24 protein-coding genes are annotated in these 21,975 nt (G+C 60.9%); 13 read left to right on the top strand and 11 right to left on the bottom strand.

From position 1 onward, the window contains the following. Window positions 1-185: 185 nt before the first annotated feature. Window positions 186-386: a hypothetical protein gene (locus AC1C2O_RS01590; protein ID WP_495428678.1), complete on the bottom strand. Its 201-nt coding sequence runs from the start codon at window positions 384-386 to the stop codon at window positions 186-188. A gap of 349 nt (window positions 387-735) precedes the next feature. Here AC1C2O_RS01590 and AC1C2O_RS01585 point away from each other — a divergent pair, with 349 nt between their 5' ends. Then, window positions 736-1,713: a zinc-binding dehydrogenase gene (locus AC1C2O_RS01585; protein ID WP_495428677.1), complete on the top strand. Its 978-nt coding sequence runs from the start codon at window positions 736-738 to the stop codon at window positions 1,711-1,713. Window positions 1,714-2,216: 503 nt separating this feature from the next. Next, window positions 2,217-2,903: a hypothetical protein gene (locus AC1C2O_RS01580; protein WP_495428676.1), complete on the top strand. Its 687-nt coding sequence runs from the start codon at window positions 2,217-2,219 to the stop codon at window positions 2,901-2,903. A gap of 876 nt (window positions 2,904-3,779) precedes the next feature. Here the strand turns inward: AC1C2O_RS01580 and AC1C2O_RS01575 are convergent. The 3 genes from AC1C2O_RS01575 to AC1C2O_RS01565 all read right to left on the bottom strand — a co-directional run bounded on the left by AC1C2O_RS01575 (window position 3,780) and on the right by AC1C2O_RS01565 (window position 5,132). Continuing rightward, window positions 3,780-3,986: a hypothetical protein gene (locus AC1C2O_RS01575; RefSeq protein ID WP_495428675.1), complete on the bottom strand. Its 207-nt coding sequence runs from the start codon at window positions 3,984-3,986 to the stop codon at window positions 3,780-3,782. A 704-nt stretch (window positions 3,987-4,690) separates the two neighbouring features. Then, entirely contained in the window at window positions 4,691-4,849 is a 159-nt protein-coding gene (locus AC1C2O_RS01570; RefSeq protein WP_495428674.1) for a hypothetical protein, read from the bottom strand. Beyond that, window positions 4,842-5,132 (bottom strand): hypothetical protein, encoded by a 291-nt coding sequence (locus AC1C2O_RS01565; protein ID WP_495428673.1) that lies wholly within the window; start codon window positions 5,130-5,132, stop codon window positions 4,842-4,844. Before AC1C2O_RS01565 ends, AC1C2O_RS01570 begins: the two co-directional genes overlap by 8 nt. Before the next feature lie 737 nt (window positions 5,133-5,869). Here AC1C2O_RS01565 and AC1C2O_RS01560 point away from each other — a divergent pair. Next, complete coding sequence (locus tag AC1C2O_RS01560) at window positions 5,870-6,109, top strand: DUF2188 domain-containing protein (RefSeq protein ID WP_495428672.1); 240 nt, start codon at window positions 5,870-5,872, stop codon at window positions 6,107-6,109. Between the two features lie 97 nt (window positions 6,110-6,206). Beyond that, on the top strand, window positions 6,207-6,458 hold the full coding sequence (locus AC1C2O_RS01555) for a hypothetical protein (protein WP_495428671.1): 252 nt from the start codon (window positions 6,207-6,209) through the stop codon (window positions 6,456-6,458). A 97-nt stretch (window positions 6,459-6,555) separates the two neighbouring features. On the opposite strand, the gene AC1C2O_RS01550 is transcribed toward AC1C2O_RS01555, so the two are convergent. The 4 genes from AC1C2O_RS01550 to AC1C2O_RS01535 all read right to left on the bottom strand — a co-directional run bounded on the left by AC1C2O_RS01550 (window position 6,556) and on the right by AC1C2O_RS01535 (window position 9,763). After that, the gene (locus AC1C2O_RS01550; RefSeq protein ID WP_495428670.1) at window positions 6,556-6,900 is read right to left on the bottom strand and encodes a hypothetical protein; all 345 of its coding nucleotides are present in this window, start codon (window positions 6,898-6,900) and stop codon (window positions 6,556-6,558) included. Beyond that, the gene (locus AC1C2O_RS01545) at window positions 6,897-8,066 is read right to left on the bottom strand and encodes an ATP/GTP-binding protein (protein ID WP_495428669.1); all 1,170 of its coding nucleotides are present in this window, start codon (window positions 8,064-8,066) and stop codon (window positions 6,897-6,899) included. Before AC1C2O_RS01545 ends, AC1C2O_RS01550 begins: the two co-directional genes overlap by 4 nt. A gap of 375 nt (window positions 8,067-8,441) precedes the next feature. Beyond that, window positions 8,442-9,311, bottom strand: coding sequence for a DUF4190 domain-containing protein (locus AC1C2O_RS01540; RefSeq protein WP_495428668.1), 870 nt, complete (start codon window positions 9,309-9,311; stop codon window positions 8,442-8,444). Window positions 9,312-9,451: 140 nt separating this feature from the next. After that, the gene (locus tag AC1C2O_RS01535) at window positions 9,452-9,763 is read right to left on the bottom strand and encodes a hypothetical protein (protein WP_495428667.1); all 312 of its coding nucleotides are present in this window, start codon (window positions 9,761-9,763) and stop codon (window positions 9,452-9,454) included. Between the two features lie 68 nt (window positions 9,764-9,831). On the opposite strand from AC1C2O_RS01535, the gene AC1C2O_RS01530 reads away from it, so the two are divergent. Then, entirely contained in the window at window positions 9,832-10,095 is a 264-nt protein-coding gene (locus tag AC1C2O_RS01530; protein ID WP_495428666.1) for a hypothetical protein, read from the top strand. Window positions 10,096-10,400: 305 nt separating this feature from the next. Here AC1C2O_RS01530 and AC1C2O_RS01525 read toward each other — a convergent pair whose 3' ends face one another. Continuing rightward, complete coding sequence (locus AC1C2O_RS01525; RefSeq protein WP_495428665.1) at window positions 10,401-11,261, bottom strand: hypothetical protein; 861 nt, start codon at window positions 11,259-11,261, stop codon at window positions 10,401-10,403. 20 nt (window positions 11,262-11,281) lie between these two features. Then, window positions 11,282-11,884 carry a hypothetical protein gene (locus AC1C2O_RS01520; RefSeq protein ID WP_495428664.1) on the bottom strand — a complete coding sequence of 201 codons (603 nt, stop codon included), beginning with the start codon at window positions 11,882-11,884 and terminating at the stop codon, window positions 11,282-11,284. A 405-nt stretch (window positions 11,885-12,289) separates the two neighbouring features. Here AC1C2O_RS01520 and AC1C2O_RS01515 point away from each other — a divergent pair, with 405 nt between their 5' ends. From AC1C2O_RS01515 to AC1C2O_RS01490, 6 genes are all read left to right on the top strand, one after another. Continuing rightward, complete coding sequence (locus tag AC1C2O_RS01515) at window positions 12,290-13,921, top strand: AAA family ATPase (RefSeq protein WP_495428663.1); 1,632 nt, start codon at window positions 12,290-12,292, stop codon at window positions 13,919-13,921. An 11-nt stretch (window positions 13,922-13,932) separates the two neighbouring features. Then, window positions 13,933-14,373, top strand: coding sequence for a hypothetical protein (locus AC1C2O_RS01510; protein WP_495428662.1), 441 nt, complete (start codon window positions 13,933-13,935; stop codon window positions 14,371-14,373). After that, window positions 14,370-14,588, top strand: coding sequence for a DUF2997 domain-containing protein (locus AC1C2O_RS01505; RefSeq protein WP_495428661.1), 219 nt, complete (start codon window positions 14,370-14,372; stop codon window positions 14,586-14,588). The genes AC1C2O_RS01510 and AC1C2O_RS01505 overlap by 4 nt, the downstream gene beginning before the upstream one ends. Then, window positions 14,585-15,397 carry a ComEA family DNA-binding protein gene (locus AC1C2O_RS01500; RefSeq protein ID WP_495428660.1) on the top strand — a complete coding sequence of 271 codons (813 nt, stop codon included), beginning with the start codon at window positions 14,585-14,587 and terminating at the stop codon, window positions 15,395-15,397. The genes AC1C2O_RS01505 and AC1C2O_RS01500 overlap by 4 nt, the downstream gene beginning before the upstream one ends. A gap of 1 nt (window position 15,398) precedes the next feature. Beyond that, on the top strand, window positions 15,399-16,058 hold the full coding sequence (locus AC1C2O_RS01495; protein WP_495428659.1) for a 4Fe-4S single cluster domain-containing protein: 660 nt from the start codon (window positions 15,399-15,401) through the stop codon (window positions 16,056-16,058). Window positions 16,059-16,399: 341 nt separating this feature from the next. Continuing rightward, window positions 16,400-18,055, top strand: a complete 1,656-nt coding sequence (locus tag AC1C2O_RS01490; protein ID WP_495428658.1) for a DUF4209 domain-containing protein — start codon at window positions 16,400-16,402, stop codon at window positions 18,053-18,055. A gap of 104 nt (window positions 18,056-18,159) precedes the next feature. Here the strand turns inward: AC1C2O_RS01490 and AC1C2O_RS01485 are convergent, their stop codons facing one another. Next, window positions 18,160-18,630, bottom strand: a complete 471-nt coding sequence (locus AC1C2O_RS01485) for a hypothetical protein (protein WP_495428656.1) — start codon at window positions 18,628-18,630, stop codon at window positions 18,160-18,162. A gap of 283 nt (window positions 18,631-18,913) precedes the next feature. Here AC1C2O_RS01485 and AC1C2O_RS01480 point away from each other — a divergent pair, with 283 nt between their 5' ends. Together AC1C2O_RS01480 and AC1C2O_RS01475 are read left to right on the top strand one after the other, a co-directional pair. Next, window positions 18,914-19,150 (top strand): DUF2188 domain-containing protein, encoded by a 237-nt coding sequence (locus AC1C2O_RS01480; RefSeq protein ID WP_495428655.1) that lies wholly within the window; start codon window positions 18,914-18,916, stop codon window positions 19,148-19,150. Between the two features lie 549 nt (window positions 19,151-19,699). Then, window positions 19,700-20,839, top strand: coding sequence for a hypothetical protein (locus AC1C2O_RS01475; protein ID WP_495428654.1), 1,140 nt, complete (start codon window positions 19,700-19,702; stop codon window positions 20,837-20,839). Window positions 20,840-21,975 lie beyond the last annotated feature (1,136 nt).

The raw sequence follows: 21,975 nt of genomic DNA, 5'->3' as shown, positions 1-21,975 counted from the left end.
CTCGGCGACGAGGTTGTCGCTGAGCTGGATGAGCTCACGAAGAGCACTGTACTTGTCGCCCGCACGCAGGTGCCCGCGGATCGCTGCCGCGATGGTCGCCGGGTCATCGTGCCGAGTGGGGGCGGAGTACAGGCGATGACCGGTACTGCTGCCTGCGCCGATCTTGGCTCGGGCGTCCTTGCTGATTACCCTCCCAGCCCGAGGCCGCCGAGGAGGAAGTCAGCCGCGCGCTGGAGGTTCGTCACGTTCCAGGCGATCACGAAGACCGCGATGAACGCGAACGCCGCGATGTTGTTGATGGCGCTACGTCGCACAATGCGCTGAACGACGAGCAGCATAACTGTGCCGATGGCGATGATGGAACCGGCCACCTGAGCGAACGCCATACGCACGTACGCCTGCGCGTCAGGTGCAGACCAGCTGTTGAAGACCAGCGCAAGGACGGTGGGGATATCAGGACTCCGAGCAGCAGGATCACGCCGGCAGAATAGCCACGCAAACGCGTGCCCGGTGCAGGGCGAGTGTCGGTCTGGCTCATGACCTCGATCGTAGAGTGCTCGTGGTTCCGCTGCCTAGATCGAAGTGCTCAACATGGTTGATGGCCTCACGCAGGACGATCGAATGAGTCATAGTGAAACGGTCGGTTCAGAAAAAGAGATTCAAACGATCATCTCCCTATATCTCTGACCGCATCCATCCCACCGCTTCGCAGAACTGCAGAAAGTCGAGAACGCTATGCGCGCCATCATGCATCACGAATTCGGAGACCCGGCCGAGGTTTTGACCGTCGAAGACGTGCCCACGCCGGAACCGGGAGTCGGTGAGGTGCGTGTGCGCACCCTTCTGAGCCCGATCCACAACCACGACCTGTGGACGGTACGCGGAAGCTACGGATTCAAGCCCGAGCTCCCCGCCCGCGCGGGAACCGAGGCCGTCGGTGTGGTCGATGCGCTCGGCGAGGGTGTCACCGCGCTGGAAATCGGCCAGCGAGTCGCCACCGGGGGCACTTTCGGCGTCTGGGCCGAGTACTTCATCGCCAAGGCCGCGTCGCTGATCCCCATCGGCGACTCCCTGCCGGACGAGGTCGCCGCGCAGCTCGTGTCGATGCCGTTCAGCGCGATCGCCCTCCTCGACACGCTCAACCTCACCGAAGGCGACTGGCTGGTGCAGAACGCGGCCAACGGCGCGGTCGGCCGCCTCGTGGCCCAGCTCGCCGCGACCCGCGGCATCAACGTGCTCGGATTGGTGCGCCGCGCCGCCGGCATCGATGAGCTGAAGGCCCAAGGCATCGGCAACGTCGTCGCCACGGACACCGACGGATGGCGCGACACGGCGGCCGAGATCACCTCGAGCGCTCCGATCACCGTCGGGATCGACTCGGTCGGCGGATCCGCCGCTGGCGACATCGTGTCGCTGCTGGCCGAGAACGGACGACTCGTGGTGTTCGGGGCGATGAACTCGCCCGTCATCGAGATCGCGTCCGGGCCCATCATCTTCAACAGCATCTCGGTGACCGGGTTCTGGGGCAGCAAGGTCATGGGAGAAATGGACGCCGCCAAGAGGGCCGCCCTGCTCGGCGAACTAGTCGCAGGCGCCAGCGAAGGGTCACTCACTCTTCCCATTGAGAAGATCTACTCGTTCGATGAGGCCCGAGAGGCGAGCGGGGCGAACTTTATCGCAGGCCGTAGCGGAAAGATCCTGCTACGCCCGTAGCTCGTGCCCGCGAATGACCGGAAACTACCGAGCGCATGCCCCCGGCTTCAGACGTGGGGTTAGCGAGCCCTTGCGGCAGAGCCCGCAATAACGGCCGTCATCGCCGCGACGGCTGCGAACCACAGAAACCATGCCGTGCCCGTCGACGAGGTCATAGCGTTTCCCACGCCCACGGCGAGCCAAAGCCCAGTTGCCCCAGCGGCGGCCCCTGCGGCTCCACCGCGGGACGCGGACCCCGGGCGGGCGACTCACTCTCCGATCAGCAAGGAGTACAACGAGTACTCCTCCGATCAGCGCGGCCAACGCTGTCCCGCCTCCGATGCTCGCTCCGACAGCGAGCAAATAAATGAAGGCGCTCCACCCGCCCTGGCTGCGATAGTCAGCGCTGCCCCCAGATATAGACCGAGGGGATGTTTGCAGGGACTGAAGCCCTTCTCTCTCTCCTGGTTGGCTAAGCTAGCTGCCAACAAGTGGGCTATTGGTCACGTGAATCCAGGAGCGTCATGTCACATAAAGCCAAGCTCAGCACAACTCTCGCCGCGCTCGCCCTAACGACTGCCGCGCTTGCCGGGTGCACCGCCACGGCACCAGCGGCAGTCCAGACGTCCAAGTCATCCGCTCCCACGGCTGTCGCCGAGCCGGTTACCGAGGCTACGCCGACGCTGGAATCTACCGAGCCGGAAACCTGCTCCGGCATGTCTGAGGTCTACAGCTACACCGGCGGTCTGTATTGGGAGCGCCAGGGGACACTCCGAGATCTAGGCGCACGAGAGTTCGCGCAGGGCGAGGTGACATTGGATGCTGACGGCACGCCCTTGACCTATACCGTTGAGCCCGGCGACGTTGAGGCTGTGATCGGTGAACGGCTCTGCGCGTACCCAACCCTCGGCTCGATGAACCACGTCCGCGTGATCCAGCCCGGGCAGGTGCTCTGGCTCACCCCCGACCCCGACACCCCCTGGGTGCCGTACTACAACCCTGATGACGCGCCTGCTGGGTTCCAGCAAATTCCGTACCAGCAGGCAATCGAGTCCGCGGGCAGGGCAGTTGACGCCAGTGACGTGGCCACCGTGCGGGCAATTTGGAACGACACGCTCAAGGGCATGTTTGTGAACCAGGACACCATCGCCGCGGTCCAGAAGGTGGTCGACTCCGGCGACCTCGACGCGCTTCGCCAGCTCTTCTCGTAGCCTGGGGTGATCGACGACCTGGAGCGCCAGCGGGAGCATTGAGGGCTCCGCGACGAAGTTCTGAGCGCCCAACTGTTCGCGGTGCCTGGCACCGGATGGAGCCTGCAGAAGTGGACGGCGACCACACTCGTCAGCAAGACCGCGATGGCAGACTGGCCATCCCTCAAGAGTGCGCGCGCTGATGCCGAGGATGCGAGCTGCCTCAGCTGTTGAGATGGGCTGGGGTTTGAACGTAGGAGTGAGTTGCATGAAGCCTCTATGCGAGGACTCGCGAACTTCGAAGGGGTCGAGAGCGCTCAGCGTAGAAGTCCGGCGCCCCGCCGGTTCTACTGATTGCCTACTCTCGACCGGCCTCGCAAGGGTTCCGCCTGGCGGTATTCCTGGCGGAGCAACCGCTCAACATACCCGGTCGGAAACGGAAGAAGCCCGACTTCCGCGGAATCGTGCGGAAGTCGGGCTTCTGTTCTGCTCCCCGAATTGGACTCGAACCAATAACCTGCCGATTCGGAGGCGTCGCAGACGAGACCTGATCTTTTCGCAGAAATACGCGGATTTTCGCGGTTTTATAAGTTGAAAGCTACGCAGAAACACGCACTAATACCTCGGTACTACGTTGGCAAGCAAGCATTCCTGGTGGACGCTAGCGGAGATACACGCCAGGTCGATCATCTGGAGAGTATCAGACGAACTGACGCTTGGCACCACGACCTTTCCGGCTCAACGTGCGAGCGCATCTGCCCAACTGGCTTCGGCCACGTCCAATTCCTTCACCGCGCGGGCAGCTGTCGGTCCATAGTTCCAGTAGGCGGCTCGTCGGCGTAGAAAGTGCCCGCCAACTGCTACCCCATGCGGCACGCGCCTGGCCGAGCTTGTCGATCATCTGGGCCAGCGACCGCAGGCCGCGGGGCTGCATAGCCCCGCGTAGTAGAAGCTGTCGGCCGAGATCACTCCGCCGACGATGCGACCCGGCACGTCGCTTACCTCGTGGATACGGCCCTCGGGAACGAACAGCACCGGGGCACCGCAATCGCTCGCCCTGATGACGGTGGCCGCCTCTTCGCTCGATCCGTAGATGAAGTGCATCGTCGAACCCTCAAAACGGGCATCTCGGGAACGGCGCGCACGCGTCCACTCTGAGCGGAGTAGAGCAGGAGAGTGCTAAGAGTCGCTGCGTTCGTCGCCCAGTCGTCGCTTAAGCCTCTCGGAAACCGTAGGCGTCGGGGTGCGGATGCTGACCTTCACCAAGAACTGAACGAAGTCGTTGTACGGTCGAGGCTGATCCGTGCTCCCACGACTTGAACCGAGAACCCATTGGCCTAATAGGTCAACAGAAGGGACCTATTGAGGCATGATTTGGAGTCATTATTACACCTGATCAGAAGCACATTTCACCCAAGTATTATCTCTGCCGAGCGAAATCGACTACGGACCAAACCGGAGCGTTTCTGAGCCATTCTTGTCAGATACTTGTCTCGGCAGGCCCCACTTGGCCTGGCGCCGTCATCGACCGGAGTACGCACCTCACGGGCAAGACAGATCAGATGTCACCTATCCGTGCAGCAGTCCCGTTCTCAAACTAGTTGGCACTGTTCCAGCTACTTGGCACCGAGGTTTCCGCGGACGCAAGCGGTTGGGTCGTTTTAAGTGTGATGAGAATCCACACCCAGGTGGTCCCGTCTCCTGAGGTTGTACGTGACCTTCTCTCGCGGCTGGCCTTCATGAAAGGCGGGGATTGTCTCCGGTTCGTGAATGCGCTGCTCTCTCGACCTTCCACAGAAGGTATACGCCTACGCGGTGATGCGGGAATGCACCTTGCTCGAGCACGCGAAGACATCGCCTGCACGAAAACCGCCCTCCGGAACATCCTCATACAAATCCAACAGAGACATCCAGCTTTCCTCTTGCCCCGCAGCCATTGCGGGCATAGTGACAATTTGTTCAGCCATCTCTAGCGATCTCCTCGAGTAAAACCTGTGCCTGCTGTCGCTCTCTTGCGCCCGCATCAGCCAAGTCAGCGGCGACTATCAGCGCAGGCATGAGCTCTGGAACGTCATGCTCGACTATATGAAGCACAACGTTCTCAGGCCCGTTTGCGGGGAGTAAGAGGTGGTCAAAGATGAGCTCATCCAAATCCCCTCTAGATACATACCCTTCGAAGAACGCAGGCGATGCCAGTCCCGAGCGCTCATCACTTCGTCCAGACCGGAGGATTCTGCTGTCAGAAAGCATTGCCGCAGGTTCCGTCGCAGTGAACCGCACACGTTCCGCCCTACGTGACATCCACGAGCGCACCCGGTCGATGTCCGCTCGTGACTCTCGCCAGCGCACTCGAAGTCTAGATAGCTCGGAGCTACTGAGCCCCTCCGGCCTGTGCCCATCTGCCAGAGATGCAAGTGCCCAGGCGATTCGAGGACTGAGGGGTTGCCCCGCGCGTTTCGACTGGACCGGAAGGCTTGCAGGGTCAAGTATCCAGATTCCGCTGACTTCCGAGCCGTCGATGAGGCCGTCAGCAATCATCGCTCGAACGCGTCGCCGAGATACGGCAAGACGCTGAGCTGCTTCTGAAACACTGATCCCATCCACGACAGTATGGTACCGCCTACGGAATAATACTGTCAATCACGCCAGTGTGGTTTTTGCAGTGTCCTCGATGACTGCAGGACGCCTTCTTCTCAATGCTGCGGCACGCAGAGGTCTTCTGTTCCGCGCCTGCTCCCCCGGTGCGAACGTCGCCGCTGCGGGGCTCGCTCTTATCTCCTCGCGTGGATTCTCACCACACCTAAAATGAACCAACCGCTTGCGGCCGCGGAAACCTCGGTGCCAAGTAGCTGGAACAGTGCCAACTAGTTTGAGAACTCACAGTTGCTCAGACGGTTCACCTTCACGTAACACGGGATTCGGGTGTGTCGACGTGCACCCACCCGCGTTTCATGGGACGGTTCCCCTGACGAGAGGAGGTGAGATTCATGGGCAATGACAATAACAGGCACGTCGTACCGAACGCGGACGGCGGATGGGATGTGAAGGCACCAGGCGCGAGCCGGGCATCCTCGCATCACGACACCCAGGCAGATGCTATCGATCGCGGACGCGACATCGTCGGCAATGCCGGCGGCGGTGAACTGAACATCCACGGCCGCGATGGACAGATCCGAGCGAAGGACACGATCCCCAAGGGGAACGATCCCCGCAACATCCCAGGCTGATCAAGCGACGGGATCCGATCGTGAGGGGAAGTGCGGTCGGATCCCGTCACAGTCTGTCCTGGGGTACATTCAGCATCATCAAGAGAGGACAACACCGATGGTTCGAACCATCGCCCAGCTACGTGAGACTTCCGATGAGGAACTCATCACTGAGCATGACAAGCACGCAGCGAACACCAGCGTCGGCACTAACTACTACATGCAGGAGCTCGACCGGCGGTCTCGCGACCGGTCGTCAGCGGCATCCAGTCGGCTCGCTGTCGCTTCTCTCTGGCTCGCTGGCGGAAGCGTCTTGCTGTCGACTGTCGCCGCTACCGCTGCCGTATTGGCACTCGCTCAGTCGTCGTAGCCCCAAACTCTTGCGGCTTCCTATTGGGCGGTCGAGGCTCACGTCCGCAGTGAGAGTCGAGACGACGCGTGCGACGGAGATATCCGAACGCGTTGGTCTACGCTCCAGACGGTGTCGGGTCGGACAGGTCGTATACGCGAGCGTATCTTTCTTCTACCGCAGGCCAGACGAGATCGAGACCCGCCGAGACGGAGTTGGCCACGTGCGATGGTTCGCCGAAGATCACGAAGTCATGGGGAATCACGCGTCCGGCGCGGTCTTCCCGCCGCAGTGGGTCCTCAAATCGCAACGCCGTCATGTCCCCGACGTGCTGCGAAAATTCCGGTGTCGCGTCGAAGTTGGCGAAAGCCTTGGTGTACTCGGGAAGTGGGTCGCTGAAACCACCATCCAGGAGGAAGCGAAACCCCCAGGTCCTTCCTCGAGTGGCCCAGATCAGCCTCAACGTCGACTCCTCAAGAGAACGTCTCGTTCCTCGCCGGTTTCGAGATCAATAGCAAACTGAGTCAACGCCGCCCGAAGGTAGTCGCCCTTTGCCTGCGCGTCAGCGTTGGCTTCTCGGAGTCGATCACCGACGAGCTTCACGGCCTTATCGATCATGTCTTTCGAGATCACCGCCGAGATGAGAGTAGCCACAGCGCCCACAGGGCCGGGGAGTTTGGCTGCCCGGCCTACCCAACCAACCAGCACAGCGACGACGCCAGCGACCGCGCTGGCGTGACCGAGAAGCGCTTCAGCAACCTTTCCGCGCAGGTTGCGGCCTTCGGCCCAGCGGACGAAACGCTCAAGGGGAAGCACACTCGCAATGGGCATGACGAGATCTACCCCAACTTTCTGAGTCACGTCGATTGATCCTGACGAGAACTTTGCCGACGAAAGCAACACGAAGTCCTCGCCAACGGAGAGCGCCTCGTTGCCGAGAAGAACGTTCTGGAGCATCTTCCGGAGTTGATCGACTTCGTGAGCAGCGTGAAGGACCACGAGGTCGCGGAAGTCCGCCGCCGTGACGTCCGGCAGCACATCGGCCTTAGACAGCGCGAACATCCAAATCCGGGGGAATCGCGCGAGCGGCTTTCCCGCCTCCGTCAGGTCTTCCACAACCGGCAGGAGACCGTTGCGAATATTCGTGAACAGCAACTTGAGATAGCTCGCTTCGTTGCCAACATTTCTGGCTAGCTCTTCACCATCGACGAGCACGATCGCAACGTCCGAGGCGAGGAGCGCTGCGAAGGTCTCGGCCCGGCGATGAGCTTCTTCCGGGCCGCCGGGAGACTCGTGGAACCACTCCCCGGGGTAGTCATGCCACACCAGGCGGATGCCGTCGTAGCTGCCCGACTTCTTGTCGGGTTGGTGCTTGAGCCGTGCCGTGAATGAGTACGGGATCGAGGAGAACCGATTCGCCGCGGGAACGCGACCGTCCCGGCTCATGCCAAGGTAGTTCTGCAGCAGTCGATCGCCCTGACCAGCATCGTCCGCAACGACGTCGAGACGGGTCCTCGCCTGTGTCCGCTCCTCCCGCATCAGCCCGTAAAACGACGAGATCAGGATACTCTTCCCGCTCCCACTTTCGCCGAACACGGCAATGTGCTGCTCCAGCACCTTTTTTGGCATAAGAACAATCTAAGTCACGCGCGGTCGCCATCAGCCGACTCGTGGTCCCGTATCCGCAGGGTTGGAGACAATGAGCAGTTAGGCGCTACCGGTCTTGGACTTCGAGGCGGTGCGCAGCCCCCACGATACTGGGGAGATGGCAGAACCCATCCCGGACTTCGGCGGGGATGCCGGCCGTCCGAAGGAACGCAAGCTCGACATCAGTCGGCGTCTCGGCTGAATCCACGTCCACCAACACGTCATGGACAGTTGCGACGTGCATGTCGGGAACTCCGCGCTTGCGCCGTTCAAAAACTCGTTCAATAACCGCTACTCGTGAATGGCGTAGATGAACAGGTTTAATGAACGGAGACCGACCTCATCGGTAGCTTCTCTCTAGTACTCGGTCGCTGGCAGCAGTTCCGCTTGCCAGATCTCAATCATCGGCACCGTCGTGTTCCCACCGATCTGAGTCTCGTAGTCATAACTCTGCAGGACTGTTGCCCAGAGCTTCACGTTGTCGTCCTCGACGAGCGGGTCAAACACGGGGCACACCTGCTCCCAGTCCCCGGACACAGCCATGACGCTTTGGCTGTAGTCGTACGACATCTCTTGCTGCGTCGCCGCGGTGTCGACGAGCATGGCGCACCGCCCGGTCGCCGAGTCCAACTGCATGATCGAACCGTAAAGGATCAGGTTCTCCCCCACGTGCGCGTCGGGATCCTTTGCAATCAGCGCGAAGGTACGGTCGTCGACTTGCTGGAAAGTACTCAGATCCGGCGTCGTGTCCACGGCCGGCGGCGCAGCTACTTCCTCCGGCTCATCCTGGGGTTCAGTAGACGGTTCAGGATCGCTTGCCTGCGTCACTACTGGAGCAGGCTTCGATGTCGACTGATTCGACACGAACACGGCCAAGCTAATCGTCATCCCGACCGAGATGAGAAAGGCCACGGTGCCGAGGACGAGCCCGGTAATACTCAGACCTTTTGACTGTCTCCGCGTAAGAGCAACGATTCCGAGAACGATCGCGATTGCACCCAGCACAAACCCGACCACGGGAAGCAGCCCGGTAAAGAACGCGACGATGCCAACGACCAGAGCGGCAATCGCCATTCCCGCCTGCTTCTTGGGCGCACCAACCGGGGCAACACCTGGATACGACGCCTGCACGCTCGGATAGCCCGGCTGATATCCCGGCTGCGGAGGCAACGGGGGCGGTGCCGAAAAGTTCGGATGTCCTCCGGCCGGAGGTTCGGGTATGGTCATAGCCGGATTATGGCAGATAGATGCACAAGCATATGAAACCGGGTCTAGCTGACCTCTGAGACGGGTCAGCGATACCAGCCTCCAGACCAATGTGGCAGCATCGCAAGAAGCGCTGACGACCGCAATCAGGTGCCGCATTCCTACGTCGCCAACTCAACCGCATTGCCCCAAACCCAGCACCGATAGGTCTTCTCCGCAATCTCGAACTCGATGCCGACCGCGGTGTCGGTACTTCGCACCACCAGCGCAACGACTCTGGCGTGCTGCGATCCGAATCGGACCCAAACTCGCACGCGCTGCGGCTTCGGGTAGATGGTGAGCGGGAGCGTGTCCAGCGCGAGCTCCTGGGGACTGAGGGATTGCAAGGGGCCGGCAGTCTTCGCATAGCGCTCGAGTTGCTTCTCCTCCGCACGCAGGTCGTAGTGCTCGGCAAGCCGCTTGCTGGTACCCATGCCGGCTCCTTTCTCCGGCCTGCATCAAGAGTAGCGAGTCTCGAACAAGTGTTCTATTCTCTTAACTCATGAGCACTACTACTATCGAACACCAGACGACCCTGTGGATGATCGATGATGTGCCTGCACGGATGGTCTACGCAGGCAAGCGTTGGCAGATCACTGACACTCCCACACGCTTGAGACATTCGATCTGGGAGGCCCCACGGGAGTCGAGCCTTGGCCTCTATGGGTGGAGGTTCCAAGGAACCGATGACGCTGGGTTGTCGCTGATCTTCGACGTCTACAAGGGTGAGGACGGTTGGCACGTGCATCGGGCTTACGACTACTGAACGGTTTCAGCGGCCACCTTTCTGATTGCTGTCAGAAATTTGTCCCGTGAGGCACTGGAGGCAACAGAAACGGCAATCGGCGCCATAGCGCGTCCCGTCGAAAGCGGCTACACAGTTCTCTGGGACGGGCCACACGATGAACGAATGCCCAGCTAGCTCAGGAATTGACCTCCGATCCGCGTCGGAGCGTGACACAACGTCGATCATGCGCTGGCCACATCGCGTGCCCGACAGGATGCACGCAACCGCCATACAGGGCTCCGGTTCTCCTAGAAGCATTCGGGCGTCAGGATCCTCACCACCACTCAGGATTGCCGCTTTCGTTCAAGTGCCAAGCGCGCGGCATACACGGTGGATTCGGCGTCGCGGACGAGCTCATCTGCTTTTGCAGCATTGCCGGCTGTCTCTTCGGCAGCGATTCGAGCGCTCTCTGCGTCACCTCTCGCCCGTTCGAATTCCGCCTTGATCTCCTCGACCTTCGTGGCCAGCCACAGAACGTCCGCAGCGGCGGCTTCGCGCGCTCTGTTCGCCTTCGACTGCTCGCGCTTCGCACGTTCAAGTTCGCGCTCGGCCGCGTGGACTACCTTCTCCGCTTCCCTCTGCTCACGACGTACGCGCACCTCATCCGCAGGTACCGGCACCGACACAGCCCTGAGCTCCGGCGCCCCGCCCCCGAGGACATTGTCGAAGTCGAGCGAGAAATCGCTTGACGGTTCCAGCGCGCGAAGAAGCCTTCCAGAAGCGACAGCGGCCGCCGCATCCGGATCAAAGAACGCCGCCGTAATCGTCTGTTCAACGCCCTGCACCGTTGCGCCCGCGACCCGCCACCCCTGGGCCGTCGACAGCGAAACAGCTTCCTGCGCGAGCTGACGGGTCAGCGTGCGCCGTTCACGCCCGAGCTTTGAGAGCGTCTGCGCATCGAGACCCTCCTGCGCGTCGCGGAGGTCCGCGGCCAACTGAAGAACCTGTCCAAGCCGGTCAGCACGCTCCCGAGCGAACACGTTCACTACCGCTGCCGTAATCGACGGCTTCCGCAGCGACCGAATCTGCTCGGCCAACTCCCGACCCGCGACCTGTTTCGCACGAGAGCTTCGCTCGGCCACGAACTCGGAAGGGGGAAGCGTGTAAAGCTCGGCGGCGACCTGGGCCAGGGACGGATCTGCCATCGCTCCACCAATATGCGGGTTTAGATGTACGAGAGATCGGAAACAAACTGAACGATGGTGTGTTGATCCATGCCAGCCTCGAGCCATTCTTTCGGCGACCGGTCCCCTAGCTCAGGGTCCACGGTTGTCATCACCAGTTCGATATCGAGCGGGTCGTAGTCATGCGGGAATGCTTGCAGTACCTCGCGCAAGCCCGGCACTAGTGTGTGTGACTCGGTGAACTGCCAGCCCGGGTAGCCCGCCTGCCCAGCGATCTCACCGGCAGTCATGATGTGCCCCTTGTTGGCGAGTTCGCGCACCTGTGTCGAAGTGACGCCAAGCACTTCTGCGGCGCCTTCCGTCGAAAACAATGTGCGGGCTGTCTCTTCAGCGAGGAAAGTCTCTGATTGCAGCAGATACAGGGCGTTTTGTTGTGCGGCCTCAGCGGAGAACACCTCGGCGGGGATGCCGGCCGTCCGAAGGAACGCGACCTCGGCTCCCGTCGGCGTCTCGGTCGCTTCCAAGCCCGCCAACACGTCGAGCACAGTAGCCACGTGTTCGTCGGGAACTCCACGCTCTCGAAGAGCGCGGACGAAGCGGTCAAGGCCGCTGCGCTCGGATTGAGAAGCAACCGGAGTACCCATACCTGATGATACGAGCAATAGCACGCCTCCACCAGGAACGGGTGCCCCCATCAACAACGTCGGCGGTCCTGAAATAGCCGTGCCTGGGACCTTCTGTGCTCTGCGCTGGTTACTGTGCGCAGCTTGTGTAGACCGCGGGCCATGGACGCTCGATCTGAACATTCAAGGGGGGAGCCCGCATCGATTGCGAGGAACAATCAAGATTCGGCGTGAAAACCGAGCGGAGCAACTCGAATCGATACCCGAGGGCGGGTCTCAACGGCCGATGAGATTCGCCAAGCTCGCCTATAGATTCGCCGGCTGCTCCGCCAGCGACGCTCCGACAATCTGCGGGGCAAGATTCGAGTAATTCGCACGTCCGAAGACGCCGCTACACTGAAGCAAAATCTCAAAGAGGGAGACGCCTTGGCGGAACTTACGCGATTCCAGCAGACGATGGCCGAGCTGATTCGTGCGCGTCATCCCGTGTTGCTCGTCGAGACCCAAGAGCCAGAGCGTGTTCTCGATGCCCTAGAGGGTGTCCTTGATGCCGGGAGTATTCCGCGCGGCCGCGCCATTAAGCAGTACACGCTGACCAACGGGCTACATTCCCCCGGTGGACCGGCTGGCAAACGCGTCGTTCCTGAGGAGGCTCTGCTCGACGCCTTGACTGAGAAGGAGCCAACGATCTTTCTCTTCATGGATGCTCACCACCAATTGGGCGCAGGAGGACGTCAGCCTGAGCCGGGGCTTGTGCGCGCGATCCTCGACGCGGCAACAGCATTCAAGACTGGTTCGATCCCCCACACGCTGGTGCTCGTTGCGCCAGGGCTCACGTTGCCAGTGGACCTGGAGAAAGTGGTTACGGTCGTCGACCTTCCGCTCCCCAGCGGGGAGGAGATAGGGAAGGCATTGGAGAGCTTCCTTGCAACTAATCGTGACGCAGTCCGCGATGAACTCAACGACACGGAACGCGAACGCCTGATACAGGCTGCCCAAGGGCTCACCTTGAGCGAAGCAGAGAATGCTTTCGCTCGAGCTGTGGTGACTGATCGGGTGCTGAACGCTGATGACATCTCATTGATACTTGAGGAGAAGCGACAGACGATCCGGAAGTCGGGACTCCTCGAATTCATCCCGCCAACGGGGGATCTGAACGAGATCGGCGGTCTCGACAACCTCAAGAAATGGTTGATTAAACGGGATGGCGCTTGGCTCCCCGAGGCCGCGGAATGGTCCGTTCCTGCACCCAAGGGGCTCCTCATTACCGGTGTACCCGGTTGCGGAAAGAGCCTCACCGCGGGAGCGATATCGTCACAATGGCAACTCCCGTTGCTACGACTGGATGTGGGTCGAGTTTTCTCTGGATTGGTCGGCTCGAGCGAACAGAACATGCGCAACGCATTGAAGCTCGCCGAAGCCGTCGCTCCCTCAATCCTTTGGATCGATGAGATCGAAAAGGGGTTTGGCTCGGCGAGCGGAGGAGGAGACTCCGGGACCTCTTCCCGCGTGTTCGGTACGTTCCTTACGTGGATGCAGGAGAAGAAGTCCCCAGTATTCGTCATCGCAACGGCGAACAAGATCGACGCGCTACCGCCCGAGTTTCTGCGAAAGGGGCGGTTCGACGAGATATTCTTCGTCGACCTGCCCACGCATCGGGAGCGTGAGGCAATCTGGACCCTGCATCTAGGAAAGCACCTCGCAGCACCTTCCAAAGCTGGTGGCGAGTTCGAGCTGTCCGACCCATCGATGGCGGAACTTGCTTCAGTAAGTGAAGGATTCTCAGGGGCAGAGATAGAGCAGGCCGTCATCAGCGCGTGCTTCGATGCCTTTGCAGAACGACGAGCCGTTACGAAAGCTGATGTGCGGCGCTCCATCGATCAGACCGTACCGCTCTCCGTAACTCAATCGGAGCAGATTACGCGGATCCGCGAATGGGCAGCAAGTCGTGCCGTCGCCGCGACATCTGAGCAGGACCGAGGCGCCTACCAATCGGATGCCCCAACTGACCCAAGTGATGTCTCTTCATGGCGTGGTGGCCGCGCCATCGACTTTTAGAAAGGTGCGACGTGAGCGTAGAAGTACTGCTCATTCCGTTGGGGATTGCGGCATTTGGAGCAGTGAGTACCGCGATGCGCGAAGCGCGCTCGAAGGAGCTGTGCGAAAAGTGCAAGGCAACACGAATTATTGACCCTGAGATCCTGCGCCAATCACTCGACCGCATGGGCGCGCTAATTACCCGCGACGACGGTGGTCGAATCCTCGCTACTGGCCGTTGGGGGTCGCTTACCTTTCAAAAGGTGGGAGACATCTATCTCGGTCGAGTAGATGGAAACGACACGAACGCCACTCAGGCGATGCTCACCGAGCTCGACTCACACGTGGGGCGCATCGCACAGCAAAGAACAGCAGCGATAGTTGAGCAACGCGCAACGGACCTCGGCTTCAGACTTATCCAACAGCACGACGAGGACGGCGCGCTTAACTATGTCTTCGAGGAGATCGAATGACGCGCAAGCTCAGCATCTCCATTCTCCCGGACGGGACTATCACGGCGGAGGCGAGTGGCACGCCGGGCCCCGATTGTCTCGGAGCCCTTGAACAAATGCGCCTTCTACTGAATGCGGATATTCTCGATTCCAGGCCCACACCAGAGTTCTCAGAGTCACCGACCGTCGCCCGTATTTCTCTACAAAACGACCACCGTCTGGAGGACCGCGCATGAGCACACCAGAAGAGCTGCTGTGTAGTCGAAAGTGGCGTGTGAAGCACAGCCTGTGGATGCTTCTTGGCTGGGTACCGTTCGCTCTTACCGCATGGCTCGGCTACTTGATCATCGGCATCCGATCACGGAACTGGAAATGGATACTCGCCGCGACCGCGTTCCTCGCGTTCCTTGTCGGCTGGATGCTATGGTCCGCGACGCTTCCGAGCAGCACCAAGGGCGAACCCGCTCCTGAGAACAGCACTGCGGGATGGTGGGGCCTCGTGAACACGGTCGTATGGCTAGGAAACGCAGTTGGCTTACAGCCGTGGATCAACCGCAAGTGGCTTGTGTGGCGTGCGCACAGAGAGACCTCCACACCCTGGTACGCGACTGCGACTACCGGACGACACGACGCAACGATCCGCCCCGATCCAAACATCGTCGACACAGCAATCAATCGCGCATTCAGGCAGGCCAACGCCCCTGCGAACGTGTCGACACACGGCGCATCAGCAGTTCCGACACAAACCAGCACCAATGCCGCTCCCCCGACGTCGCAGATCGACTTGAACACCGCTACACAGGAACAGCTCAGAACAGTTCCCGGCGTCAGCTCCGATATCGCGAATCGTATTGTCGCTGCGCGGGAGGACGCAGGCCCCTTTCAGAGCGCGAGCGATTTAGTGACTCGTGCCGACGTCAAGCCACACATCTTCAGCGCAATGCAACAACATCTCTTCGTGTCGCGATCGACAGCGGCCCCCGCCCCTCCGGCGACCTCACACCCCGAAGGGCGCAGCGAACGTGGCCGCCGGCTCGAGTTCTGAAATGCCAGTCCGGGTCGCTCGTGTCACCCATCGAACAACTGCCGAAGGCCCCGGCCTAAGAACCGCGATCTGGGTGCAAGGGTGTTCAATCCGTTGCGCCGGGTGCATCAACCCACATCTGTTTTCGCCCACTGGTGGCACTCTCGTCTCACCAACAGAAATTGTTCGCGAAGCGGTCAGATTTGAGGTTGAAGGGATCACACTGCTCGGAGGAGAACCGTTCGATCAAGCCGGACCCGTCGGTGCCATCGCTGCCGAGGCTCAGGCGCACGGCCTTGGAGTCATTTGCTTTACCGGGTACACCAAGACGCAAGCGGCAGGAATGCAAGGAGCAACGCGCTTACTTGACAACGTGGATCTGCTCGTCGACGGCCCGTACCTCGCCAGCGAACCGGAATCCCATCGTGCGCTTGTCGGCTCAGCGAACCAACAGTTCATCCACTTGACAAATCGCTACCTGGACTATTCACCAGAGTCGGCCCTAAACCGCGTGGATATACGCATTGGCCAGTCTGGCGATATCGACATCGCGGGATTTCTTACATCCTCACGTGTCCGCGATCTTGCGGATTCACTCAAAGCGCGACGCGTACGCAAGCCGCGCGACCGCGTTTATAGCCTCACTGATGGCGATATCCAAACCGACATCGAAGCGAAGTAGTCCGTGGGACTGACACGAAGGCTGAGCAGTGGTCGAGGTGCGCTTCTCGACCACGTTGGACGTCAAGCAGGTCGTAGCGGTGCGTGAGATTCATTCGCAACGTCCCTACCCGGGTACTCCATGTTCGGATCGGCGACGACGAGCTCTTGCGACAGTCGACGGGTTTCCGTCTCGCGATGAGAGTGCGCGCTAGCCTCTTTAGCGTGGACGAGGACATTCAAGCAGACCGCTGGGCAAAGGCGGTAACGCGAGCGGCGGAGCAGGGTTTGTTGGCATCGCCGACGACCCGTAGTACTTCTCTCGACGATCCCGGCGACCCGGATGTGACTGAGGTGGTTCGCATGGCGGACACCCTTCACGACTACATCGTCCGAGTCGAGGATCTCATCGCCCCGTACCGCCCTTTCCTCTCGAAAAGCCTCGCCCCGGCGGACTTATCGGTGGAGCAGCTCTCCATCGCGCGTGCCATTTCCACCACCGCGGCTGACGCCGTCCTGCAGGTCAAAGCCTTGGACGTTCTCGCGCTCCGCGCCCCTTGGCAGAGTCGTGCCGAAGCCACAGTCGCCATGGTGACGGCGCTTCGTGGCGCGATCCTCACCGAGCCCCTCGGTCCGCCCTTGTACATCGCGATGGAGAGGGCCTTCGCTGCCATCAATCACCACCGCCTTCGCACCAGCCAAACAAGCGCTGACCTCGATGCCGCCATCCTCGACCGATTGTTGGCATGGAGTGATAACTCGATCTCGCTGAACCTGGCCCGGATCCTTCGCACTGCAGGACGCGGGCAGTCACGCGGCGCGGAGGTGGCGGACTCTCTCATCGTGCACGCGAAAGACCCCGGCTCATACGTCTACATCGAGGAAGCGGCGCGATGGCATCGGTTCATCGGCGATGAGGACTCGGCCCACGATGATTTGATCCGCGTTGTGCGGCTATTGCGTGATGACGCTCACGCGCTCCTGGACTCTGGTGAGATCTCGAAGGTCACGCATGCGCGACATAATGTAGAGCTCGCGTTCAAGACCCTCTCAGGCGTTCCCTCCCGTGCCAGGCCCGCCCGCGGTGCACAGGAGTTGTATGCGGACCTCGTCGCGTTGCAACGCCTGGTGGGGAAGGCGTCCGTCCAGCTCATGGAACCGGTCGAGCAGAAACAGCCGGACCTCTCACAGGTGGCGGGTCCTCTGTTGGCGGCACTTCGAAAGGAGGACGCTGACACCGCCCTCGGTGTCTTCCTGCACGCGATCCCCACCATCGATTACGAATCGTTCGCTCAACGTGCCCAGCACGGCATCGACGACCGGCCGATACCTTTCGACGTCTTGCACGTCACCTATGGTGCAGATGGTCGACAGGTCAATCGCTCAGACAGCAGCGAAGAGGTCTACGGGCTGCCACGAAACGTATGGCAGCTGATGGTGGAGACGAATACCAAACGCATCATCACCGTCGTCACCCAGATCCTCGCGCCCGCGTGGATGGACATCCTCGGGCGGCTCCCGATCACTTTGGCCGAGTTCGTCGGAGCGGCCGACCGGAGCCCCCTGATTCCGCCTAGGCATGCGCTTCTTGTCGGGAAGGCGCTCTACATCGGGTACAACGGTGATTTCCTCACCGCCACACAACTGCTGGCGCCTCAAGTGGAGGCGGTTGTACGGCACCACCTGGGCAATGCAGGTGGGCGAACGAGCACGCTGCGCCGCGGGGTAGGGGTAGAGGACGAGTCAGGCCTGTCCACGTTGGTGCGGGACGAGTTGATGGAGGCGGTATTCTCCCCGGATGTTGCGTTCGAGATCCGGGCGCTGTTCTGTGGAGACGGTGGAGCGAACCTCCGCAACGAGTCCGCACACGGTCTACTCACGGACGACGACAGGTCCTCTCATTTGTGTTTCTATGCCTGGTGGCTTGTATGGCGCTTGGTTGATGCCCCGTTCGCGAACTCCGTCCGACACCCGACAGCCGCCCAGGAGAGGGAGCCCGTCCATCCCGCGGAAGGCTGATTGATGCGCCGCGTGGCGCTCGCGGGGCGTTCCGCATCGGGTCTACCGAAACACCCGACAGTCACGCCTGCAGAAGTGCGAATCAGAAAGCGCGCGTCGCCGAGTCACTCAAACAGCGCGCGGGTCAATTCCTGCGGCGTGCGTCGGATATACGGCTCAAGCGCCGCACGCAGGGAAGCGGTAGTCGTGGCCCACCGATAGGTTTCGTCGAACTCCTCATTGCGTTTGAGCCCTAGCCGTGTCGGCAACTTCCACGCCGCTTCCGGGTCCAGGACCACGAAAGTGGTGCGCTCATGAAGCCCGCCCAGCTCATCGCCTAGGTTGACGTAGACGAGCTTGAGCCTCCTGCCGAGGTACTTGCGGTGGACCGTCATGCCACCCTTGAGGACAACCTTCAGCTGAATTGGCACCGCCACGAGGTCGTCGTTGATCGCGACTGCGTCGACAGGGGTGTCCTGCCTGTTCGGGCGGGCAACGGTGATTCCGTCACGAGAGAGCCAGTTCTCCAGCGCGCCCACGCCGGCGGCTTCAATGAACTGGCGGGCAATGAGGTTCCGACCGGGGAAAGTGGTCATGCGGCTGTCCGTTCCGTTGTGCTTCAGTCGCCGGAGCGTCGCCGCGGCGTCATTGACTTTCGACCGCACGCCGGGCCTCGTAAGGACGCAGCACACGCCCACCTGTTCGAGTACGCCGACACGATACCCCTGAGACCGCTCGACCGGGAACGCACTCTGCGACGTATCTGCCGCTCGGCGGCTGGTTCGTGTGCGGGTCCAGCGGTAGTCTGCAGTCACGGCAGACGCGAGCTGATCGCAGCTTTGCGGGCCGGTGGCCGAACTGTTTCAAAGAGGAGACAACATGGTGAAGGGTGACGTGCATACGTCGTTTGATGACGAATCCGGAAAGTGGGTCAACCGGCGCGAGGGAAATCAGCGCGCGAGCAGCACCCACGAGACTGCAGCAGAGGCGTCCGACCGCGGCAGGGACCTAGCACGGGACACCGGAAGTGAGTGGTTGAAGCATCGAAAGGACAACGGGCAGATCCACGACCGGAACACTTTCGGCGACAATGACCCGAACCCGCCGAAGGGCTGAGGTGCAGGTTCGCGACGGCGCTGTCGGGTTGCCTGAACGGAACCGCGCTCCGCACCGGTAGATCTGTCGCGTGATGTTTCTCACTTTGCGACATTCTGGGACGTCTTGGGTCGGTTCGCGCACCTATTTGGGGGCTGGTTGAGGGCCGGTTCCGCGGCCGTATTTCGGAGTCCTCGACACCCCGAAACTAGCGATCCTGAGTTTTCTTGGGTCGATATTCCGAGGGCGGTATGAACACGGGGCTTAGATGCAGTTCTCGTTCGACCGCTTTGCGGGCGCATACCAACACCGACAGATCGAAGTCGCCTCGTCCTAGCTGGCTCCTCAATAGTGCTCGTGGTGCCGGCGCAGCGGTGATTGCGTGAGCCAAGATCGAGATCACCTTGGAGCACTCGGTCGCCTTGCTCTCGCAAGCTTGCGACCATGATAAGCACAGCCGAGGACACGCCAGCGTGCTGCGTAGGAAGTGAAGAGATGACGTCAAGAATCACGGCGATCCAGTGGAGAGCAGACGATGACCTTCTCGTGTTTCGTCTCTCGACTGGACAAGTGGTCAGCTATCCGGCGAACGGCTCCTACGATCACGCTCCGCCCGAAATCAACGTCATCGATTGTTATCCTTGGCATCGACGCATGGCATTTCACTTCGGCAGCGGGTTGGGCTTCACCACACGGTTTCCGCACCCTCGCCGACAATCACCCATCGGCGGACGGCCCGTCGTGTACCTCGATCAGAATCAGTGGAGCACGATCAACAAGGCAATCTTCGCTCCCCATCGCGTGCCCGACGCGCAAGAGCGAAACGCCGCAGTCACGCTTCTCGCCATGGCGGAGAAAGGCGAGGTCATATTGCCGTTGTCGGCCGCCCACCTCTCCGAAACCGCCGCATGGACAAACAGAACAGCCCGCATCGAGCTCTGTCTAACACTCATGACTGGCAGCGCCGGTTGGCAGATGCGCGACCCCTTGAGGGTTCGAGACGCAGAATTGCGAAGCGTGATCGGGAAAACCACGCACCATAACGAAACATTGCCGGACGTCTTCACGCTCGAACCCTACGCAGCCTTAGATTCGCGGGGAGACGACGCCGCACGCGAGGCCGCTCAAGCGGAGATTCCCGAAGAACTTCGCTACTTGCAAAAGGGCATGCTTTCGACGTTGGTGTATGTATCCTGCCTTATCGCGCAGACCCCGGTGAACCGCACCGCACCTGATGGCTGGGCATCGCACGCGAACCGATTCACGGAATGGCTCAAGAGCGAGCACCAACGTACGAAGACACAGAAACGCCGTTCCATCCAAGCGTTCACGCTGGCCGATATTCGAGGCGAGGTCGCAAGAGCTGCGTTCGGAGTTGGCGCGAGCCCGCAACGGATGTCAGATTGGGTGCATCAGACATGGGATAGGGCGTCTCTCGGTCTCCCCGCAATCTCGCTGTTCCGCGAGGTAACGATCGACAAGATGCTCGGCGGCGCACCGTGGGAGGCCAATGACCTGACCGACATGATGTATCTCTGCACCGCAGCGGGCTACGCCGACTATGTCATCGGAGATCGTCGCACGGTGGCAGCACTTCGACAAGCCGTTCGCCGACTCGACGCGCCCGCGCAGATTCACAACAAGATCGCTCCCGTGGTCGCCGCCATTACCGAAGCCGCTAACCGCAACCTGCCACCTCACAGCGCCTAGCCTGCGCGAAGCCTCGCGCAGCCATGCGCCTCGCCGGAGTTGAACGCCGCACGGCATCTGGGCACCGGCGACTGCACTCCCCCACCGCAGGACATCGCTATTTCTGCCCATGGCGGTGAACCATCAATGAGTTTCTTCGAAACACGGACGCACGACGCTCTGTTGGGCCTATCCCGCTATCGAGCGCGCCCACGCACCAGAAGGTGCAAATAGCCCGGTGCACGCAGATCTAGTCTGACTCGAATTCATGTGCTCCAAGAGGAATCCATACCCAAATGCCCGTACTGCCTAAAACAATTCGAGGATCCAAACAGCGGCCAGCCCGAGCGAATACTCACTCTCGCAGAGGTGGCACAGATCGTCGGGATGGGACCCACCTTCGCCGGGGCTCCCCGTGCTGCAATGAGCGCTCGGCCGACGCAATCGGAGAGTAGAGGGGACCACGACGGGCAGCTGGCAAGAACGTTCCCCCGTTCTTCCACAGCTCTAGCGCATCGACCCATTCGCGCTGCGACAAGACCACGTCAGCGACCAGCACTCCCCCTGTCATGTATCGTGTGCGGCGCCGTCCGGAAGACGATTTCGATGGCAGAGGGTCCGATGTGAGGACCGCGCCCTGGCCGTCCCGGCGCGACAAGCTGAGACACGCTTCAAGCGCGCGCAGATCATCACCGTTTGCGGATTCTGGCGAATGACGAATCACGAGTATCTGTGCGGAATCCACCGATACCTCGATCCGCACGCGGGATCCCCAGCACCAATCCAAATCTAGGACGTCGGCCCGCTGCGCATTCTCTTCGTCAGTGAGTCCGGCGTGAAGCAACATGCTCTTGAGATAGTTCATATCCCGTCTATGCGCGGTGTCACTCAACGTCGTGTACGAACAATTGCTGCTCGCTGATTGCTCCGTAGCCACATGTCAGTTCTCAAGTTAGTTGACGCTGTTCCAGCTACTCGGCACCGAGGTTTCCGCGATAATCGGCAGTGTCGCTGCCGTCAACCGCAACTAGAGCCCGCGCGGTGGAGCTGACTTAGCAGAACCGTAAGAAGCTGTGCGCGATGATATGCATCATCGTCATATCTTGCTGCTTCGACCCCAGCATTGGGACGTCGGGTGTGCAAGGGTGCGCCCGGTC

It is taken from the genome of Microbacterium sp. Y355, assembly GCF_059445345.1.
The sequence above is the reverse complement of the archived record's forward strand: the minus strand, read 5'-3'. Positions and strand labels throughout refer to the sequence as shown.

What these genes read in the sequence shown, in the direction of transcription:
- AC1C2O_RS01520 (WP_495428664.1), bottom strand. Translation starts at nt 11,884, where the DNA reads ATGGGTACTCCGGTTGCTTCTCAATCCGAGCGCAGCGGCCTTGACCGC.
- AC1C2O_RS01565 (WP_495428673.1), bottom strand. Translation starts at nt 5,132, where the DNA reads ATGCTTTCTGACAGCAGAATCCTCCGGTCTGGACGAAGTGATGAGCGC.
- AC1C2O_RS01575 (WP_495428675.1), bottom strand. Translation starts at nt 3,986, where the DNA reads ATGCACTTCATCTACGGATCGAGCGAAGAGGCGGCCACCGTCATCAGG.
- AC1C2O_RS01545 (WP_495428669.1), bottom strand. Translation starts at nt 8,066, where the DNA reads ATGCCAAAAAAGGTGCTGGAGCAGCACATTGCCGTGTTCGGCGAAAGT.
- AC1C2O_RS01485 (WP_495428656.1), bottom strand. Translation starts at nt 18,630, where the DNA reads ATGACCACTTTCCCCGGTCGGAACCTCATTGCCCGCCAGTTCATTGAA.
- AC1C2O_RS01490 (WP_495428658.1), top strand. Translation starts at nt 16,400, where the DNA reads ATGGCGGACACCCTTCACGACTACATCGTCCGAGTCGAGGATCTCATC.
- AC1C2O_RS01555 (WP_495428671.1), top strand. Translation starts at nt 6,207, where the DNA reads ATGGTTCGAACCATCGCCCAGCTACGTGAGACTTCCGATGAGGAACTC.
- AC1C2O_RS01535 (WP_495428667.1), bottom strand. Translation starts at nt 9,763, where the DNA reads ATGGGTACCAGCAAGCGGCTTGCCGAGCACTACGACCTGCGTGCGGAG.
- AC1C2O_RS01530 (WP_495428666.1), top strand. Translation starts at nt 9,832, where the DNA reads ATGAGCACTACTACTATCGAACACCAGACGACCCTGTGGATGATCGAT.
- AC1C2O_RS01590 (WP_495428678.1), bottom strand. Translation starts at nt 386, where the DNA reads ATGGCGTTCGCTCAGGTGGCCGGTTCCATCATCGCCATCGGCACAGTT.
- AC1C2O_RS01540 (WP_495428668.1), bottom strand. Translation starts at nt 9,311, where the DNA reads ATGACCATACCCGAACCTCCGGCCGGAGGACATCCGAACTTTTCGGCA.
- AC1C2O_RS01560 (WP_495428672.1), top strand. Translation starts at nt 5,870, where the DNA reads ATGGGCAATGACAATAACAGGCACGTCGTACCGAACGCGGACGGCGGA.
- AC1C2O_RS01500 (WP_495428660.1), top strand. Translation starts at nt 14,585, where the DNA reads ATGAGCACACCAGAAGAGCTGCTGTGTAGTCGAAAGTGGCGTGTGAAG.
- AC1C2O_RS01505 (WP_495428661.1), top strand. Translation starts at nt 14,370, where the DNA reads ATGACGCGCAAGCTCAGCATCTCCATTCTCCCGGACGGGACTATCACG.
- AC1C2O_RS01585 (WP_495428677.1), top strand. Translation starts at nt 736, where the DNA reads ATGCGCGCCATCATGCATCACGAATTCGGAGACCCGGCCGAGGTTTTG.
- AC1C2O_RS01580 (WP_495428676.1), top strand. Translation starts at nt 2,217, where the DNA reads ATGTCACATAAAGCCAAGCTCAGCACAACTCTCGCCGCGCTCGCCCTA.
- AC1C2O_RS01480 (WP_495428655.1), top strand. Translation starts at nt 18,914, where the DNA reads ATGGTGAAGGGTGACGTGCATACGTCGTTTGATGACGAATCCGGAAAG.
- AC1C2O_RS01570 (WP_495428674.1), bottom strand. Translation starts at nt 4,849, where the DNA reads ATGGCTGAACAAATTGTCACTATGCCCGCAATGGCTGCGGGGCAAGAG.
- AC1C2O_RS01525 (WP_495428665.1), bottom strand. Translation starts at nt 11,261, where the DNA reads ATGGCAGATCCGTCCCTGGCCCAGGTCGCCGCCGAGCTTTACACGCTT.
- AC1C2O_RS01495 (WP_495428659.1), top strand. Translation starts at nt 15,399, where the DNA reads ATGCCAGTCCGGGTCGCTCGTGTCACCCATCGAACAACTGCCGAAGGC.